This window comes from Kiloniella majae, from assembly GCF_002118315.1.
Taxonomy (GTDB): Bacteria; Pseudomonadota; Alphaproteobacteria; order Kiloniellales; family Kiloniellaceae; genus Kiloniella; species Kiloniella majae.
Map to the genome: position 1 here is coordinate 1,278,684 of NZ_MTSZ01000001.1, position 21,317 is coordinate 1,300,000.

The window sequence follows — 21,317 nt, forward strand, 5'->3', positions numbered from 1 at the left end:
ATCCTCTTTTATTGAAGCAATAACAAAGCACCTCCACAACATACTTAACATTTTTGAAACCTCTCCATTCATACAATCGCATGTAGCTTATAATTTAAAAGGCATGCACGAATGGAGAGGCTTCTTTTATATAAATTAGCTATCTGTGCTTATTTCATCCTAACCAGTTTCACCCGAGCAGTTTCCGCGGAAACACTCTATTTAGTGAACGATGATTTCCCGCCCTATAACAGTGCCTCCCTTTTAAAAGGTGGCCTAGCAACTGACATTGTTACAACAGCCCTAAAACGTGCTGGCTATGAAACAAGAATAGAATTTTTGCCCTGGTCGAGAGCTCTAAAATACGCAAAAACAGGCCGAGCAGACGGTGTTTTAGGGGCTTGGCATACAGAAGAACGTGCGAAAAATTATCTCTATAGCACCCCTTTATTGAATAGCAAGTTACGATTGGTAAAGTTAACGGCCAAAGAAATAACCATAGAAAATCTTGAGGCACTCTCTGTTTATTCCATCGGTTTGCTTAGAAACTATGCCTATGAACTTCCTGTTGCATATGAAGACACCAATACGACAGTCATTAATGATTTCTATCAAGGATTGGAACTATTGCGACGCGGTCGAATTGATCTGTTACCAGAAGAAGAAAACGTCGCCCGTCATCAGTTGCAAAAAATTTACCCCAAATGGGATGAAATCTATAACTTCGCCGGCCCTGTTCTGGGGCATAAAGCGTTACATTTTGTAATCAGTAAAAAGCGTAAGGATGCAGATACAATTATTCGGCGTTTTAATGAGGCACTCGCGCAGATCAAAAGCGACGGAACATTAGCGCAAATTTATCGAGATCATAATATTCCTCCTCCTGACGACCTGTGATAATTCCCCTTACGAGAAGGTAGATCATAATTTTCAGTAAGAGTTACACTTCCCAGAAAGATCACACATTTCTAGCATCACAAAGAAATAGAAACTAAAGACAAGACCACAGCGAAGCAGGCGCAATCCTGATTCCACCCTGGATTTTATCAGCCCGTTTTTGCACATTCTGACTAGGTCGGGCAGCATTCCGAGACAGTGGGTTTGGTAGTACCGCGGCAAGGCGTGCTGACTGCCCCCGTGTCAAACCTTTCGCTTTTCTGTTAAAATGGTTTTGCGCAGCAGCCTCTGCACCATAAATCCCGTCACCAAATTCAGCGATATTCAAATAGAGCTCCAGAATTCGTCGCTTTGGCAGCAATGTTTCCAACATCAGAGTAATCGGAATCTCAAGAACCTTTCGAACCTTGCTGCGTGAGGGCCAGAGAAACAGGTTCTTTGCTGTCTGCATAGAAATCGTGCTGGCCCCGCGCGAAGCTGTTCCTGTATGAACCACCTCTTCCCAGACGATCTCTAGTTGTTTCCAATCAAAACCCGTATGATCGCAAAACCGTTGATCTTCAGAAACCAAAACTGCTTTCACCAGGCTTGGCGAGATATCTTCCAACTCGACAAAATCATATTGCATCGGTGTATCCCTAAGCAACATAAGGGGCGTCGCCAAAGGGGGAAACACCCGATACAACAGGATGATTCCAAGAGGCAGGATTAGCTCGACAAAGACGCTCGCCCACACAAGCCAACGGAGGAAAATTCTCATTTATTTACACTTGCCCATAGGAAGAGGTTTTAAACCTGCTCGTCAAACATGCAGCTCATCAGCGTTCGTTCCAATGAGTGTAATGATCTCTGCAAAAGGGGCAAGAAGCTTCACACCTAGAGTTTTCTTTATACCATTGTGCTAAACGCACAGGCCATACTCAGCAAGTTCCTTTTGTTTCTTGTATTTCACCCTTTATTCTCTCAAGTTCATTCCCACAAGGTCAGAGGCAGCATCCAAACCAATCACAACCAGTTCTTCTTTGTAAGGGCTATTGTCTGCCGTACTACCTTCGAGCCAAAGACCGTCAATCAATGAATTGAGTTTGATGGCTAAGTGACGACACTTTTGCTTTGAACAGTATTCATCCACGCCAACTTTTCCCTCATCAACCAAGGCTGCCTCGATCAACTCCTCAAACAAAGCTGTTGTTTTGGTATAAGCCTCACGGCGGATACGCGCCATCTCTTCATCTTTGTAAGTTAGGGGCAGAAAGTTCGCCCAAAGTATCACCGTCTGTGCCGTTACAATCGGAGAAGATAGGTTAGCTTTTAGAAAGCGCCTCAGACGTTCACGTGGCAAAAGTTGACTTTCAGTAACAACCGCAAGAGAAGACTGAAATATTTCTTCTAACAGCCGCTGATAAGCGATCTGAATCATTTGATCTTTACTGCCAAAATGGAACCGGATCAAACCATTGGTAACACCAGCATATTCAGCAACCTTACGTACCGTCGCATTTTGCAGACCTTCGCTGGAGATGCATTCCAATGTCGCCTCAATCAGCTCGTCTTTACGAATCTCGCTTTTCCCACGTTTAGGCCTTTGATGTTTGAGATCTTGTTGCTTCAGCATTAGAAAACGCCTCAAGCTTCCCGAAGAATTGGGTTCGTTAAACATGTTGGACCACCTTCACACGCCATGCAAAGAGCCCCCCCCTCAAAAGTGCGGACTTTGACTTTATGTGCTTCCATCATCGCTTGTGTCTCGGGAAAGCCGTCAATCATGACACAGTCTCTGGGTGACAGCGGCATGACATTAAGATTCAAGCCATAACTAGCTGTGAACTCTTTCGACGGCGCCTCAATCATCTGAATACCACGTTGCTTCATCAGAGAATAAAGTGCAGCAGGAATCAGTGGGGAAAAAACCAAATAGAGATCTTCATCGAGTGGCGAGATCACGGACATAAGATGGAGACAGGCCTCTTCCCCATGCCATGTGGGTAAATCAAAGCCCAGCACCTCTATCCCGTGCGGGTTCAATAGTTCATTTAGCTGGCGGACACCTTCACGGTTAGAGCGAAACCCGAGACCAACAACAAGCGTCTTCTCATCCAGCCAAATCGTATCTCCTCCTTCGACCAGAGCATCACCGGATAAAGCCCCAAGAACAGGGATGCCGGCCGCTTCATAAGCCTTGCCATGTAACGCAGGTTCCTCTGCACGCAATGACTTACCCATGCGTAACAATACCGCCCCGGCTTCAACAATAAGCGAAGCATCCCGGGTAAACATCGCATCAGACAGGCCATCATCATTGTCTTCTATCCAGACAATTTCAGTGCCAGCTTGTTCAACCATATCAACCAGACCCTGATATTGATCGATGGCCTTTTCAGCATCAAACAGTTCATTGTAATGCCACTTTACTGGATCTGCATTTCTCAAGCTCTCTCCCGGCCTGCGCATTAAAACGCGTTTCATAGGGGCGGCCATTGTCTGACATCCATATTTCATCATCGGAACACTCTCAGCTATTTGATTTTCCAACCGCAATGCATGCAATCATCTTGGCTTTTTTAGTCTTGATCCAATAATTCTATGCATTTGCATAAAATTATGCAAATGCATAATAAAATATCAGAAGCATTAGAACCTGTTCACGGCATCTATAAAAGCCCCGCCAGATAACACTGACGGGGCTTTTATAGATGCCGTGAACAGGATGGTATCCCCCGCCTGATTTAACCGTTTTTAGACAACAAAAATGTTTTCTTCGGCTTGGTCCAGAATAACCCTCAAGGTATCTCCGGATGATACGTTATCAAGAACAGCCACATTGGTGTAGGTGTTTCCACCATCCGATGAAATTGAGATTGTTGCCCCATCTGCGTCACTTTCAACCGAGAGATAATCGCTGATAAGGTCTCCTGTTCCATCACTATAATCAATGAGGTCTGAGATATTGAGCACATCTCCTTCCGCAAGATTGAAGTCTGTAATCCGATCTACCGAATTGGCATCTGTAAATATAAAGCTATCTGATCCAGAGCCACCTGTGAGCACATCGGCCCCGGCGTACCCGGTCAATAGATCATCATCACCGCCACCAAGAAGAATATCGTCACCGGCAGCACCATAAAGAACATCATCTCCCAACAACCCAGAAAGCGACGCACCACCATCCGATGTTCCACTTAAGGTATTGGCATTGTCATCACCAATAATAACTTCATTCACGGCTTTAATATCAATGATTTGCGTAATCACATTACTATCATCAGAGCCATCACTGACACTTAACTCAATTGTGCGTGTTGTATTTGCCCCATTGAGATCTGGATTGTCCGATGTACTGCTATAAGTAATGTTCTCCAGCACAGCTTCGTAGTCAGCTGCACTTGCTGCACCAGAGAGTGTGAGCACGCCCGTCGCACTGTTATAGTTCAGCGTAATACCGACAGGCAGCGTATAGCCCGCTGTCAAGCCAAGCTGATCACCCGCAACAAAGTCTGTGACCGTGATCGTCGCTGAAACGATATCATCTGATGTATCAACATCTGTAATATCAACGCCGCTAAAGATCTGTAGTGCAGCATCTCCTTCGGTGTATTGGGTAATGCTTCGTACGGAACCGTCAGCATTATAGGCTTGCGAGAATATACCTCGGCCTGATCCATCTTGACCCTGACTTTCCCAGGTAACGATAAAGCCACCATCTGCAAGACTGCTGATTGAAGGTGCAAATTGATCCCCAGCTGTCGTGGCATTGAGTTGAAATTCACCCCCTCTCAATGATCCATCTGCATTATACATCTGCGCGTACACGCCGTAACCACCACCATCTTGACCATGACTTTGCCACGTAATGACCCAGCCACCATCACTCAGACCAGTAACATCTGGAGTTGCCTGACTGTCATTGGTGAAGGTATTTACCAGGAATTCAGATCCTTGTGGTGTTCCATCTGCATTATAGGCTTGGGCATAAATACCGTGAGAGGATCCATCCTGAGCGTTACTATCCCAAACAACAATCCAACCACCATCAGTAAGACCTGTGACAGAAGTGTTTTGCTGAGCTGCAGACGTGTAACTATTTACCTGGAACTCATTACCTTGGACAGTTCCATCAGCATTATAAGCCTGTCCGAATATGCCAAGACCATTACCATCCTGAGCGTTACTTTGCCACGTAACAACCCAACCACCATCTGCTAGCGATGCAACTGATGAGTAAAGCTGATCTCCCGCTGTATAGGTATTGGTTATAAATTCACTGCCCTGTTTTGTTCCGTCAGCGTTATAGGCCTGACCCACAATCGCGTTATTCGAGCCATCTTGCTGATAGCTGTTCCAGGTAATGACCCAACCACCATCACTCAATCCGGTTATCGCATTATTACCCTGCCAATAAGCAGCATAATCATTGACTTGAACCTGTGCGCCCTGGGTCGTGCCATCGGCATGATAAGCCTGCGCTGTTATACCAAGACTAGCTCCATCCTGACCATAGGTATGCCAGGTCACGACCCAACCACCATCGATCAATCCTGTCACAACAGGGGCGCCCCAGAAACCCGGTGCAATTGTGTGGATTTGGAATTCAGCGCCTTCAACAGATCCATCTGCATTATAGACTTGCCCATAAACCCCATGAGCAAAACCATTTTGTCCATCACTATCCCAAACAACAACCCAGCCACCATCTGGCAACCCGGCAACAGAAGAGTTATATTGCTCTCCTGCTGTATGGCTATTGACCTGAATATCTTCTGCACCACCTGAAATAATACTTTCTGATATAACAGGCGCATCGTTAGTGCCTGTAATCGTGACGGTCACATCCTGATCAACCGTGCCACCGTTTCCATCATCAATGGTGACTGTGTAAGTCTGGGTAACAACCTCACCAGCTGCCAAATAATCAATGGATGCGTCATCAACGGAGAAATCCCACGTGATGGTCTTAGTTGCCTGATCAAACACAGGCGTAAAGCTACCGAGATAACCGGAAACATCCGGGGTAACACTAATTGAATGTATGTCTGATATATCTGCATCCGCAAAAGTAATTGAGCCGAAAGCTGCATGCGTTGTTGCATTCTCGCCTGCTACACCATCTGCAATTTCAGTTATTAAAGCTGTTTGTTCGCCGCTTGTGATCACAAGATCGTCATTCATTCCGACGACATTAATAACTTTGGTAACGATATTACTGTTGTCAGTACCATCATTAACACTCAATTCAATCGTTCGCGTCGCCGTCGTTCCCTGACTTTCACCTACAGAACTAAAAGTTATATTTTCAAGAACACTTTCGTAGTCCGCTGCACTTGCTGCTCCAGAGAGAGTAAGTACACCCGTCGCACTGTTGTAATTCAGTGCGATACCAGCAGGCAACGTATAGCCCGTCGTCAATCCAAGCTGATCACCGGCAACAAAGTCTGTAATGGTAAAGGTTGCCGAAACAATATTATCAGCAATATCAACATCAGAGATATCAAGGTCACTAAAGATCTGTAGGGCAGCATCTCCTTCGATGTACTCTGAAGCTGCCTTGCCATAAGTACGGCCCTTAACATCAGGAGATTCACCCCAGATAATCGTATAACTGCCGTCATCATGTGCCGTGACAAAAGGTGCCGTACTGTTATTTGACGGATTGGCATCAACAACAAAACTGTCGCCTTGTGCCGTTCCGTCATCATTGTACATACGTGCACTGATTTGCCCTCCGTCATTCCAGGTGACGACAAAACCACCACCGACAAGCGCCTTAACAGCAACATCCTGCTGGCCACTGCCGTTATGGATTGTGAAATCATCTCCCAGTGCTTGACCATTACTATCAAACAGACGTCCGACAATTGTATTTCCGGGCTGATTAAAGGTTGAGGCTCCCCCTGTCCAGGTGACAACAAAGTTACCATTTTCCAATGTAGAAATCGTTGGATCGACCTGATTACCTGCCACCGTACTGTTAATAACAAATTCCGGCCCCTGCGCTGTTCCATCGGAACTGAACTTACGTGCAAGGATGCCAAAACCACTACCATCACCACTGCTAATGTTACTTGTCCAGGTAACGATATAATCACCGTTATCCAGAACCGTCAATGATGGCTGCAGATGGGTGCCACTTTGGGACGAGTTAACAACAAACTCGTTTGTCACGGGTTGACCATCAGGCGCATATATCCGGCTGTAAAGCGTGGACATAATATTTTCCCAAGTGATCACAATGTTACCGTTTGGTAGCTCTGTAATCCAGGAACCCCATTCGTTGCCATCTGGTGTATTGGCAACGAGAAAGTCGGGGCCGATACCTTGAGCATTTTCATCAAATATGCGCGCCCGTAAGCCGCCTGATGAACGCCAGGTGACAATAAACCCACCACTGGCAAGTGTTTCAACCTCTGGAATGATACCGCTTACAGTAGAGGCAATAAGAAACTGATCCCCAATCGGCTGATTATCACTATTGAAAATACGGCCAACCAGACTTGAGGAACCATCCCAGACAGAAATGAAGTTCCCATTGGCAAAAGAGGCCACAACCGGGAAGTATTGTGGTCCAGTTCCACTTTGATCAACAACAAAGATATCACTGGCCTGAAATGCATCGTTCCCCAAATCACTCAGAACTGGCGCATCGTTGGTGCCGGTAATGGTCACAGTTACATCCTGATCAACCGTGCCGCCGTTTCCATCATCAATGGTGACTGTGTAAGTCTGGGTAACAACTTCACCTGCCCCCAGATAATCAATGGACGCATCATCAACGGAGAAATCCCACGTGATCGTCTTACTGTCCTGATCAAACACTGGCGTAAAGCTACCGAGATAACCGGAAACATCCGGAGTAACACTAATTGAATGTATGTCTGATATATCTGCATCCGCAAAAGTAATTGAGCCGGAAGCTGCATGCGTTGTTGCATTCTCGCCTGCTACACCATCTGCAATTTCAGTGACCATTACTGTTTGATCACCACTGGTAATTACAGGACTATCATTCGTCCCGGTCACATTGATGACTTTGGTAATGATATTGCTGTTGTCAGTACCATCATTAACACTCAACTCGATAGTTCGAGTTACCGTGGCCCCATCACTTTCACCAACAGAGCTAAAGGTTATGTTTTCCAACACAGTTTCGTAGTCCGCCGCACTTGCTGCACCAGAGAGTGTGAGCATGCCTGTCGCGCTCTCGTAGTTCAGTGTAATACCGACAGGCAGCGTATAGCTCGCTGTCAAACCAAGCTGATCACCTGCAACAAAATCTGTAACTGTAATCGTCGCGGAAACTACATCATCTGATGTATCAACATCTGTAATGTCGATATCAGTAAACAATGTAAGCGCAGCATCACCTTCAGTATATGCATTAGCTAATCTTACGGTGCCATCTGCGTTGAAAATTCTGCTGTATATACCTTCTCCCGAACCATCTTGATTTTGGCTTTGCCAAGTAACAACAAAACCTCCATCAGCCAACCCAACAATAGAAGGGGAGCCCTGGTTTTCAGCGACATAATTATTAACCTGGAATTCAATACCTTGCCTTGTGCCATTAGCATTATATATCTGAGTATAGATATCAAATGTTGCCCCATCTGACGCATTACTTTGCCATGCCACAACCCAACCGCCGTTACTTAAAGCAGCAACAGACGAAACATTTTGTTCATAAGAGCTACCGCTATTAACCTGGAATTCAGCACCTTGTTTGGTTCCATTAGCATTAAAAACTTGTCCATAAACACCATATGAGGAACCATCTTGGCCGTCACTATTCCACGTAACAACCCAACCACCATTTATAAGGTTTGATACAGCAGGTTTATCCTGGCTTCCGCTTGTGAAACTATTAATCTGGAATTCAGCACTTTGCTTGGAACCATCAGCATTAAACGCTTGCCCATAAATCCCGTATGAAGATCCGTCTTGACCATTACTTTCCCAAGTAACGACCCAACCACCATCATCGAGGTCAGAGACTGAAGACCACACCTGTCTATCCGTAGTGTAGCTTTCCACCCAAAACTCTGCACCTTGTTTAGTACCATCGACATTATAAGCTTGACCGTAAATTCCAGCGTTGTGAGTACTTGATACATGATGACTCTGCCAAGTAACAACCCAACCACCATCAGGCAAACCTGTAATAGATGGCTCGCCCTGCCAGTTATACTCATTTGTATTGACCTGGAACTGTATTCCATTTTTAGAACCATCTGAATTAAATCTCTGAGCGGATATAGCCGAACTATGAGAATCCTGACCATAACCACGCCATGCAACAACCCAACCACCATCAATTAAACCAGCAACACTCGGTAATGTGCTAATTTCAGGTGAAATACTGTTGATTTTAAATTCAGAATTCTGTTTGGAACCGTCAGAATTATATACTTGCCCATAAACTCCGTGGCTTTCTCCATTCTGATCTTTACTATCCCAAACAACCATCCATCGGTCGCCGGTTAGATTAGTAACAGAAGGAACAGTTTGGTCTTCTCCTGTTGTTGTATTAACCAATAAATCCCCATTAAAGTCAGGCGTATTATCCGTAATCACCGGCGCGTCATTTGTGCCTGTGATTGTCACAGTTACATCCTGATCAACTGTGCCGCCGTTGCCGTCATCAATGGTCACCGTGTATGTCTGAGTAACAACCTCACCAGCCGCTAGATAATCAATGGAGGCATCATCGATGGAGAAATCCCACGTGATCGTCTTGGTTGCCTGATCAAACACAGGCGTAAAGCTACCGAGATAACCGGAAGCATCCGGCGCAAAGCTGACTGAATGGGTATCCAACGTATCCGCATCAGCAAAAACAATAGAGCCAGTCGCCGTATGTGTTGTTGCATTCTCACCAACAGCACCGTCAACAATTTCAACAACGGCCCCCGTGTGATCACCACCTGTGATAACCGGTGCGTCATTGCCAACAACATTAATCACTTTGGTAATCACATTGCTGTTGTCATGACCATCATTAATGGTCAGCTCAATAGTCCGGGTTGGTGTACTATCACCACTATCGGGGTTTCCGGCACTAAAGCTGTAGGCAATATGTTCCAACACAGCTTCGTAGTCCGCCGCACTTGCTGCACCAGAGAGTGTGAGTACACCTGTCGCACTGTTGTAATTCAGCGTGATACCAGCAGGTAGCGTATAGCCCGCTGTTAATCCAAGCTGATCACCTGCAACAAAATCCGTAACTGTAATCGTCGCGGAAACAACATCGTCAGAACTATCTACATCAGCAATATCAATGTCAGTAAAGAGAACTAGATCCGAGCCGGCTTCGGTATAAAGCGCACGAACGGTTCCATCAGCATTATATGTCTTGGAATAAACTCCCCAACCCGAACCATCCTGTCCATTACTGCTATCCCAGGTAACAACCCAGCCGCCATCAACAAGTGTCGTTACAATCGGGTTCGCCTGATTGCCAATAGTATGATCATTAATCTGGAATTCATTCCCTTGTTTCGTGCCGTCTGCTTTATAAGCTTGGCCATAGATACCCCAGCCATCGCCATCCTGACCATTGCTTCTCCAGGTAACGATCCAGCCACCATCGAGTAACCCAGATACAGAAGAGAGTGATTGGTCACCATCCGTAAAGCTGTTTATCTGGAACTCAGCCCCTTTCGTGGAGCCATCAGCATTATAAACTTGTCCATATACGCCATAAGATGAACCATCCTGCCCATCACTTTCCCAAGTAACAATCCAGCCTCCACTAGAAAGTGGTGAAATTGACGGATGCAATTGTTGGCTATCTGTGTAGCTATTGATTTGGAACTCGGAACCACGTGTAGATCCATCAGCGTTATACACTTGACCATAGATGCCGTTCAGTGAACCGTCTTGTGCTTCACTACTCCATGTGATGGCCCAGCCACCATCAGAGAGCCCTGTTACAGAGGGATACCACTGTCCATTAATGGTCGTCGTGTTTACTCTGAATTCAGTTCCTTGTGGTGTACCATCGGCATTATAGGCCTGTGCATAAACCCCATGGTAAGAACCATCCTGAGTATAACTGTTCCAGGATACAATCCAACCGCCATCAACCAAATCACTTACGGATGAGAACAGCTGATAACTAGAAGTATGACTATTTACCTGGAACTCATTACCACGCGTTGTACCATCTGCGTTATAGACTTGGCCAAAGATGCCACCACTATCACCATCCTGATTGAAGCTATCCCAGGTCACCACCCAACCACCATCTGGCAATCCTGATATTGATGAACGAAGTTGGTCTGTGTTGGTAAAGCTGTTTATCTGGAATTCAACACCTTGTTTACTGCCGTCAGAATTATAAGCCTGTCCAAAAACGCCATAACCAGAACCATCTTGATTCTTACTCGTCCAGGAAATAACCCAACCGCCATTAGCAAGAGCGGTCGCTGAAGCGGAATGTTGATCATCTAGTGTATGCGTATTCACCTGTGTTTCGAGAACAGAGTTATCCGTAATCACCGGCGCATCATTGGTCCCCGTGATAGTAACCGTCACATCCTGATCAACTGTGCCGCCGTTGCCGTCATCAATGGTCACCGTGTATGTCTGAGTAACAACCTCACCAGCCGCCAGATAATCAATGGAAGCATCATCGACTGAGAAGTCCCAAGTGATCGTCTTACTGGCCTGATCAAACACAGGCGTAAAGCTACCGAGATAACCCGACGCATCAGGCGTGGAGCTGATTGAATGGGTATCCAACGTATCCGCATCAGCAAACACAATGGAACCTGAAGTCGTGTGTGTTGTTGCATTCTCACCAGCAGCACCGTCAACAATTTCAATCACGGAACCGATGCTATCAGCCTGATCAATGACAGGAGCTAGATTACTTGCAGTGGCAACTGTCTCATCAAACACATTCACAAGCTTGACGATTTCATTACTCATCGCGCCATGATCATCAATGATTTTAAAGCCAACAGTGCGCTGACCAAGATCTGGTGAGGAAGAGCTATTTTCGTAACCAACTGTTCCTAAAATCGCCTGATATTCAGCAAGACTGGCAACGCCCGTGAAAGTGAGCACCCCTGTGGCTGCATCATAAACAGCAGACACACCCTCAGGCAGAATAGAGCTCGACCAGGAAAGAATATCCTGTCCAGCAACAAAACCGCCAGAAATCGCGACTGAGGCACCAGACAGGACATCACTATCAGCATCCGTAGCCGTCAAATTAGGAGCGAGGAGAACTGCATCATCCCCTTCGCCGTAGGCACGAACACCAGAACCGAAATCAAAGACACGGGTAACAGCATGATATACGGGGTTACCACCGCTTCCTTCTTTTGCAACCCAGGAGATAGCGAAACCACCATCATCCAGTTCGGTTACATCTATACTGTTAAAGTACGTATTTCTGGAATCTACTTTGAATTCATCGGTCAGCGCCTGCCCATCAGCATCAAAGACACGGGCAAAAAGACCGTTTGGTGAACCAAAAACCAGAACAAAGCCACCGTTCGTTAAAGCGACAATCTCCGGTGTTGACTGATTACCATCAATATTCGTGGTATTCAGCGTTATCTCATTACTTAAAGCTTGGCCATCAGCATTATAAATTCGCCCCGAAATACCGTAATCACTACCATCAACATCCGGATCATTGCTTTGCCAGGAAATAACAAAATTACCGTTTGTAAGAGCGGTTACAGAAGTAGAATCCTGTAAATCTTCAGTTTGTTGATTTACTTGAAGAATGTCCCCCAGTGGTTGACCATCTGAGTTAAAGATTTGCGCATTTACAGCTGTATTGGTTGCAAGCCACGGACCGCTTTCCAGAACTGTTGTCCAACTGGCAATAAAACTACCATCAGAAAGTCCAACAACACTGGTATTTCCATTACCTGGTAAAGTTATTTCAGTCGTACGAGGGGATCCATCGACATTATATACGCGAACAAAAGCACCTTGATTACCATGCCAGGTCACCAGATAACCACCATCAGCTAGTCCAGTTACAATCGGTGCGTAAACTTCGCTAAAGGTTATATTAACGTCACTCTGATCTCCACGCGGCGTACCATCTGCATCAAAAGACCGAACTTTAACACCCCTATTCACACCAAGAGCATACCAAGAAGAAGCAAAACCTCCGTCCTCAAGCGCAGTAACAGAAGGAGCACGCAGAGTATTGGAAATTTGATGATCAAGAACAAAAGGAACCCCTAATGCCTCTCCTTCAGCAGTATACAGTCTGGCGTACACATTATCGCTATAGGAATAAACAGAAACCAGACTGCCATCTGAAAGTCTGGTAATAGAAGTGCCGTTGGCTAACAGATGATTTCCACCTACATCACTCACCGTAAATTCAAGGCTGGTTGGAACAACAATATTATCCCCCAGCACGTCCAATACAGGTGCAGGGTTTAGCGTATCAGCATCAACAACATTCAGAGTAAGCGTTGCTGTGGAAACATCACCATTTGCAGATGTAATCTGATAGGTAAAGGTGTCTATACTATCAGAGGAAATTCCTGATTTAGCCGTATAGCTATAGGACCCGTTTGCATGAAGCGTCAGAAATCCAAGGCTGGTCTCTATGGGTTGTCCAACATTAATCGCTTGCGGGCTTCCGTTTCCGATCGCAACACCTGTGACAGTTGCATTACCTGCTCCAGGAACATCATTTGCCAGAACGCCATATTGAGCCGAAAGGTTAACGGCTCCGCCCTCGACGACAGCATTACTATCTGCATAAGCTGTTGGACCAGCATCATTCACTGTTATTGTGATAACAGCGTTTTCTGACGGACCATGCAAGCTATCCACAGTATAACCAAAAGCAGCAGAACCTTCAGCATCAGCAATTAATTCAGGCTTCTGAATTGTAAATTGATAATTTCCAAGACGATCTAGCGTGAAAGACCAGCTGCCGTCATCTGCAAACCATCCTAAGTCATTCTGTGTTGCAGCACCTAATGATCCATCATAGGTGCTGGAAACAATGACACCATTTTCAACAACAGCTTTTCCTGAAGCTGTACTGGTAAAGACAACATTGCCTGCCCCGTCAACCAGGGGTGCTTCTGAGACAACATCTACCAGATTGGCAGTAACTGGATCCGGAATTTCGTCAACGTTTATAATTTTGACGATTTCGTTGCTTGTTGCCCCGTGATCATCCCTAATCTGGAAAGCAACACTGCGCTGACCAAGATCCGGAACATTAGAACTGTTGCTGTAACCGACGGTGCCTAGCAAAGCCTGATATTCAGCAAGGCTTGCAACACCTGTGAAGGTGAGCACCCCTGTGGCTGCATCATAAACAGCAGACAGACCCGAAGGTAATGCCCCACTTGACCATGACAAGATATCCTCTCCGGCAACAAAACCACCAGAAATCGTAACTGTCGCACCAGACAGAACACCACTATCAATATCGGCAGCAGTCAAATTTGGTGCGAGTAGAACAGCATCATCACCTTCTGTATAGGCACGAACACCAGAACCGAAATCAAAGACACGGGTAACAGCATGATATACGGGGTTCCCACCGCTTCCTTCTTTTGCAACCCAAGAGATAGCGAAGCCACCATCATCCAGTTCAGTTACATCCATACTGTTAAAATAGGTATTTCTGGAATCTACTTTGAATTCATCAGTCAGCGCCTGCCCATCAGCATCAAAGACACGGGCAAACAAACCATTTGGAGAGCCAAAAACCAAAACAAAGCCACCGTTTGTCAAAGCAACAATCTCCGGCGTCAACTGACTGCCGTCAGTATTTGTAGTGTTCAGTGTTATCTCATTACTTAAAGGTTGACCGTCTACATTATAAATTCGGCCTGAAATACCGTAATCACTGCCATCAACATCCGGATCATTGCTCTGCCAGGAAACAACAAAATTACCGTTTTGAAGTTGTGTAATAGAAGGTTGTCCCTGTGTACCTTCAATCTGTTCATTGATCTGAAATTCGTCTGTAAGCGGCTGTCCATCAGCTGTGAATACCCGGGCCGAAACAAAAACACTTGATATAGTTCCGTTTGCAGCACCTGTGTTGGTTGCCCATGTGATGACAAAATTACCATTTGCCAAACCAACAATATCTGTATCGTACTGCCCGCCTAACTGCAGATCATACATCGTGAATTCAGTCGTACGGGGGGATCCATCGACATTATATACACGAGCAAAAGCATCATGACTGCCATGCCAGGTTACCAGATAACCACCATCAGCTAGTCCAGTTACAACCGGCGCATAAACTTCGCTCGCAAAGGTTATATTGACATCACTCTGATCTCCACGCGGAGAACCGTCTGCATCAAAAGAGCGAACTTTAACACCCCTATTCACACCAAGAGCATACCACGTAGAAACAAAACCTCCATCCTCAAGCGCAGCAACAGAAGGACCATGGAGATTATTGGAAAGTTGATGATCAAGCGTAAAAGGAATTCCTAATGCTTCACCTTCTGAATTGTATAAACGCGCGTACACATTATCATTATAGGAATAAACAGAAACCAAACTGCCATCTGTAAGTTTGGTAATAGAGGTACCATTTGCTAACAGGTAATTCCCGTTCCCGTCACTCACCGTAAACTCAAGGCTGGTTGGAACAACAAGATTATCCCCCAAAGCCCCCAAGACAGGCGCAACGTTTGACGTGTCCGCGTCCACAACATTCAAAGTAAGTGTTGCTGTCGAAGTATCACCATTAGCCGACGTAACCTGATAGGTAAAAGTATCTGTACTGTCCGCTGCAACACCCGTTTTTGCCGTGTAGCTATAAGAACCATCAGCGTTAAGTATCAAAAAGCCCAGGCTTGTTTCAATTGGCTGTCCAACATGAATTGTTTGTGGTGTATCCGAACCGATCGCAACACCTGTGACAGTTGCGTTGCCTGTTCCTGGAACATCATTTGCGAGAACGCCATATTGAGCCGAAAGATTAACGGCTCCGCCCTCAACAACAGCATTACTATCTGCATAGGCTGTTGGACCAGCATCATTCACTGTTATCGTGATAACAGCGCTCTCTGCCGGGCCGTGTAAGCTATCGACAGTATAGCCAAAAGCACCCGAAGCCTCTGTATCAGAGATCAATTCAGGTTTCAGGATCGTAAATTCATAAGCACCAAGACGATCTAGCGTGAAAGACCAGCTGCCGTCATCTGCAAACCATCCTAAGTCATTCTGTGTTGCAGCACCTAATGATCCATCATAGGTGCTGGAAACAATGACACCATTTTCAACAACAGCTTTTCCTGAAGCTGTACTGGTAAAGACAACATTGCCTGCCCCATCAACCAGAGGTGTTTCCGAGACAACATCAACCAGATCTCTTGCTTCTGGATCAGGGATCTCATGGACGTTCACAAGCTTGATAATCTCGTTGCTAACAGCTCCGTGGTTATCTGTTACCTGGAAAGAAACAGTTCTTTGGCTTTGATCCGGTGCTATAGAATTGTTGCTATAACCAACAGTGCCAAGCAAAGCCTGATACTCAGCAAGACTTGCCAATCCTGTGAAATTAAGTACGCCTGTTGCTACGTTATAGGTCGCTGTTACTCCAGCAGGAAGAGCAGAAGTCGTCCAAGAGAGAACATCTTCTCCGGATACAAATCCGTTAGAAATGATAACAGTTACTCCGGATAGGGTCGCACTATCAACATCAGATACCGTCAAATTTGGCGCCAACATAACAGCATCGTCACCTTCTGTGTAGGCACGAACTTCAGATCCAAAGTCAAACACCTTGGTCACAATATTCTTAATAACTTGCCCCGGGATCTTTGAGTGCCAGGAAATTGCAAAACCCCCATTCTCAAGCCCCGTCACAACCGCAGAACTATCGATGTTTGGATCTGAAGTCACAACGAACTCGCCCGTCAAAGGCTGACCGTTTGCATCAAAAACCCGTGCCATTAAATTCTTTACAAGATTTGTTCCATATACAGTATCCACACCCCAGGTAACAACAAACCCTCCGTTGGTCAGGGATGTAATTTCTGGGTAAATCTGACCATCTGTTGCGTTTAAAATGGTACCTTCATTTATGGTAAATTCGTTACCTACTGGCATACCATCAGCGTTGAAAATTCGGGCGGAGATTCCAAAACCATTTCCATCAACATCCGGGTCACTACTGTGCCATGTAACAACAAAATTACCGTCAGCTAAAGCCGTTATAGAAGTGTGATCCTGAACACCTTGAATCTCTTGATTTAGCTGGAAAACATCAGTTAAAGGCAGGCCATCTGGCGTATAGATTCTAGCCTCAACTCCAATGCTGGAAACAGTTCCATTAGGAGCCCCACTACTATTGGTCCAGGTAACAATGAAATTACCATCAGGCAAGCCAATAACATCAGTATTGCTTTGCCCGCCGACAACTAATTCATGGACAGTTGTCTGATCTGTTCTTGCTGAACCATCGGCATTAAATACGCGCATATAGGCGTCATCATCGTGCCAGGTCATAACATACCCGCCATCGGCCAACGCAGTTGTCACGGGGGAATAATGCTCACCAATTGTGCGGACATTATTAACTGTAAATTCATCCCCTCGCGGAGAACCATCAGCATTAAAGGCGCGTGCTGTAATACCGGACAAGTTTCCATCAATAATGTAAAACAGGTTCACCCACGTCACCACAAAACCACCATCTTCAAGCCCAGTTACAGAGGGACTATTCAAGAAATTGGAAAGCTTATGATCCAGCTCAAATTGGCTACCCTGTGGCTGTCCCTCTGGACTATAGAAACGCGCAAACACGTTGTTATTCATCGTCCAAACAGAAAGCAATCGCCCATCAGGCATCGTGGTAATATCATTGCCATAGCTATAGTTACCATAGCTTTGGTTCACAACAATACCAGAGTTGACAGGAGCAACGACACCATCTGGTAGCGTATCTAGGATCGGGGCTTTATTAATCTCGATATTTAACGTTCCAGATGCTGTTGAGACATCACCATCACCATCTGTGATTTGGTAACTGAAACTATCAACGCCATCACCAGATACGCCTGGTTTAACAACGTAATTATATGACCCATCGGCGTTAAGAGTAAGGAAGCCAAATGGGGTTTCTAGCGGTTGACCGATATTTATAGCCTGAGGTGTTCCGCTTCCGATAGCCACAGCAGTAAGTGTGTTCCCTCCATCGGCACCAAATACATCATTGGTCAGCACACCACTTGCCGCAGAAACCGTCAGACTACCACCTTCATTCGCAATGATATGATCTGCGTTGGCCACAGGTCCGTCATCGTTAACAGCGATCGAGATTGTACCGCTTGCTGATGGTCCACCGTCGCCGTCAACAACATACCCAAACGAACCAATTAATTGATCATTGGAGAAGCTTTGCCCTGCAGAGGCATGCGTCATGGCATTGAGCAGGGTAAAAACATAATTACCAGTGCTGTCTAACGTAAATGCCCAGCTACCATCATCCGCAGTCCAATCCAGGCCATTCTGCGTTGCAGCTCCCAGAGCGCCGTTATAGCTGCTATTTGAAATGTTGCCATTGGCAATGCTTAAAAGGCCCGACGCGATTTCAGTATTACTGACCGGATCATTACCCGAACCATTTGCAAGGTTGTCTTCTGTAACAAGTAAATTAACATCCTCTGCCACTGGCGAAGGAATGCTATCTGTCACACTCAGAACAAGGGTCGCAGTTGTGCTATCACCATCACCATCCGTGATTTGATAGGTAAAGCTATCTTGCCCATCCGCAGTGATGCCAGCCTTCGCAGTGTAATCATACGAACCATCAGCATGCAGCGTCAGAAAGCCAAAGGATGTTTCAATTTCCTGACCAATATTAGCCGCGAGGGGTATACCATTGCCATTAATAACGGCTGTAACCGAACCACCATCGGCCCCTAGTTGATCATTAATCAACACACCAGAAGCTGCCGTTACGGAAAGCACCGCGCCTTCATTAACAACAGCACTATCATCAGAAGCAACAGGCCCATCGTCTGTAATACTAATATCGAGTGTACCAGTCGCCTGATCTCCGTCACTGTCTGTGACACGAACAGAGAAGTTATCTTCAACAGGGGCAGAAGTGCTATGATCTGCAGCAGAAGACAGAGTATAGCTCCAGCTGTAAACGCTACCGTTTACGCTAACAATAACCTCTCCATGGGCGCCGGCAATACTGCCACCTGCAGTGACATTAACCCAGTTGCCCTGCGCATCCTGAATTTCAAAGAGGTTTAGACTATCGTTACCTGTTGTGACAGTAAAATCACCTGAAGCTGTTTCGCTATCACTGGCGGAATTGGTCCCCGTAGACAAGGCGGATTCATCCACCATCCCATTGACCGAGGCCAGTGTCGGTACGCTGTCAGCCCCAATCGTTAGACTAACAGTTGCAACTGACGTGTCACCGTCACCGTCTGTAATTTCATAGCTAAAACTGTCTGCACCCTCAGCCCCGGCATTTGTCGTATAGGTAAAGGTACCATCTGCGTTATAGACAACAGTTCCTTTACTCGCCGCCGTAACAAGCTTGACGTCAGTAGCGAGATCAACCCCGTCAGCGCCAGTAACATCATTGGCCAATACATCAACAACCACACTGCTGTCTTCTGTAATAGTGGGGACGGTATCATCGATAGCCTGAGGGCCATCATCGTTCACTTTTATAATTAGATTGCCTGTGTCAGTCTGATTGCCAGCACCCTGAACAGTATATCCAAATGATGATTGCAGCTGATCGAGATCATACACGGTCGCCCCATCATTGTGGGAAAGAGCTGCCGATAACACAAAGCTATACGCACCGTTGGCATCAAGAGTAAGCGACCAGCTACCGTCATCTGCGGCCCAATTTAAACCCGTCTGTGTAGCCGCACCGAAAGCCCCGTCATAGCTAGAAACGATCACGACACCACTGAGGACTGGTACAATACCTGCAACAGATGAGGTTAACCCAGGGGAAGCGGGGTCATTACCAGAACCTGTCGCAAGAGTATCCTCGGTAACCACGTCTTCGGCTGTACCAGCTTGTACATAAGGGTTTCCACTGGCATCAAAAAATTCAAAATCATCGGGATGCAGGTTGGCTTTTGTAACACCGACCAGAGTTAGAGAACTCACTTCATCAATTGTGATTACCGTGTCGGCACCGACTTGCTCAGCAACCAACATAACATCTGCGAATGAAGTAAAATTGAGCCCCACAAACCGAATAACATCATCAGTTGCTTCACCTGCGACAAAATCAGTAATGGTATCGTGCCCAGAAGCCTGTTCAATAAGGAACACATCGCTGCCTGTGCCTCCTTCCATCGTATCGTTTTCAGCGCCACCAGACAGAATGTCGTTATCGTCGCCACCACTTAGAGTATCATTACCGGCCCCGCCCAAGAGTAAATCATCACCCGAACCACCGTTAAGAGTATCGTTACCGTCCAGATTTAACGTAACAGTATGGACACCCCCATAACCACCATTTCCATCGCCCAATCGCGCTGAAACAAGCCCGTTCGCATCACTGAACAAAGCATCTTCAATGCCATCATTATTAATGTCTTTGTATTGAACACTCAGTCCACCAGCCAGTGACGTCGAAACAGTGTCATCACCAATCCACTTGACATGTTGTGCCTCGCCCGTGGCATCACTCAGTTCAACCTCTTGCAATCCAATGCCTGCGTATGAAATGGATAGATCACTATAAAGTGGAGTTTCTGGTGCAAGGAATGAAGACGCAAGTAAACCACCATTCTTATAGAAGTTAATCGTACCTGATGCAGTTCGTTCAACAGTTAAGAGATCGCCACTGGCATAGGTAGTGTGATTTCCATTGGGCCATAACCAGCTGCCATTCACATAAAGCTGAAGCCCTGTATCCCGAAACAGATAAAACCCAAAATCGACACTTGTTGAATTACCAGGGTTAGCCGATAAACCAATAATTTTATGATCTTGATCAAAAATGCCTTCACTAGATGCCTTAAAAGATAAACTTACAGCCCCAGTATATGATGAAGCAGATTTGGCGTTCCCTCCCGGCCAAACAGTTCCAGGCTCATTAGAGGTTTTTGTGAAGCTTGTAGTGGCGCCATAATCTCCAGTAGCTATATCTCCGATAATATAGCCGTTGGTTCCCTCTACCTCGCCCCCATATAGCGTGTCATTTCCGGCACCACCATCAAGGATATCATCACCCCCGCGTCCTCTAAGTTTATCTGCGCCTCCTTTGCCCGACAGCGTGTCATTATTCTCTGTCCCAATTAAGGTATTATCGGTGTCATCACCTTCGATAAGTGGAAAATTTTCTGGAGTCACAGAATCAGTAGGCATAATTCCCCCAATAAGAGCAAATGTGTTTGAGTCCACCCAATCGACAGCGAGTTTTTATGAGTGAAAATATTCGACCCTTCGGTTGTATCAAAAAAAGATTCTAGCGCAAATAAATATAAATTTTT

5 protein-coding genes are annotated in these 21,317 nt (G+C 45.9%); 1 reads left to right on the plus strand and 4 read right to left on the minus strand.

The window, feature by feature from the left end; genetic code table 11:
* The first annotated feature begins 111 nt into the window (after positions 1 to 111).
* A complete protein-coding gene (locus BKB51_RS06010; RefSeq protein ID WP_085900139.1) occupies positions 112 to 876 on the plus strand; it encodes a substrate-binding periplasmic protein in 765 nt (254 codons plus the stop codon).
* Between the two features lie 94 nt (positions 877 to 970).
* On the opposite strand, the gene mtgA is transcribed toward BKB51_RS06010, so the two are convergent.
* The 4 genes from mtgA to BKB51_RS06030 all read right to left on the minus strand — a co-directional run bounded on the left by mtgA (position 971) and on the right by BKB51_RS06030 (position 21,192).
* Positions 971 to 1,636 carry a monofunctional biosynthetic peptidoglycan transglycosylase gene (gene mtgA, locus BKB51_RS06015; RefSeq protein WP_085900140.1) on the minus strand — a complete coding sequence of 222 codons (666 nt, stop codon included), beginning with the start codon at positions 1,634 to 1,636 and terminating at the stop codon, positions 971 to 973.
* Between the two features lie 195 nt (positions 1,637 to 1,831).
* A complete protein-coding gene (locus BKB51_RS06020) occupies positions 1,832 to 2,536 on the minus strand; it encodes a TetR family transcriptional regulator C-terminal domain-containing protein (RefSeq protein WP_245813224.1) in 705 nt (234 codons plus the stop codon).
* Positions 2,503 to 3,378, minus strand: a complete 876-nt coding sequence (locus BKB51_RS06025; RefSeq protein ID WP_085900142.1) for a dimethylarginine dimethylaminohydrolase family protein — start codon at positions 3,376 to 3,378, stop codon at positions 2,503 to 2,505. The genes BKB51_RS06020 and BKB51_RS06025 overlap by 34 nt, the downstream gene beginning before the upstream one ends.
* A gap of 234 nt (positions 3,379 to 3,612) precedes the next feature.
* Entirely contained in the window at positions 3,613 to 21,192 is a 17,580-nt protein-coding gene (locus BKB51_RS06030; RefSeq protein WP_085900143.1) for a VCBS domain-containing protein, read from the minus strand.
* Positions 21,193 to 21,317: the final 125 nt, after the last annotated feature.

Excerpts from the sequence above, each read along its gene's own strand:
- BKB51_RS06010 (WP_085900139.1), top strand. The coding sequence starts at position 112 with ATGGAGAGGCTTCTTTTATATAAATTAGCTATCTGTGCTTATTTCATC.
- mtgA (WP_085900140.1), bottom strand. The coding sequence starts at position 1,636 with ATGAGAATTTTCCTCCGTTGGCTTGTGTGGGCGAGCGTCTTTGTCGAG.
- BKB51_RS06025 (WP_085900142.1), bottom strand. The coding sequence starts at position 3,378 with ATGATGAAATATGGATGTCAGACAATGGCCGCCCCTATGAAACGCGTT.
- BKB51_RS06030 (WP_085900143.1), bottom strand. The coding sequence starts at position 21,192 with ATGCCTACTGATTCTGTGACTCCAGAAAATTTTCCACTTATCGAAGGT.
- BKB51_RS06020 (WP_245813224.1), bottom strand. The coding sequence starts at position 2,536 with ATGTTTAACGAACCCAATTCTTCGGGAAGCTTGAGGCGTTTTCTAATG.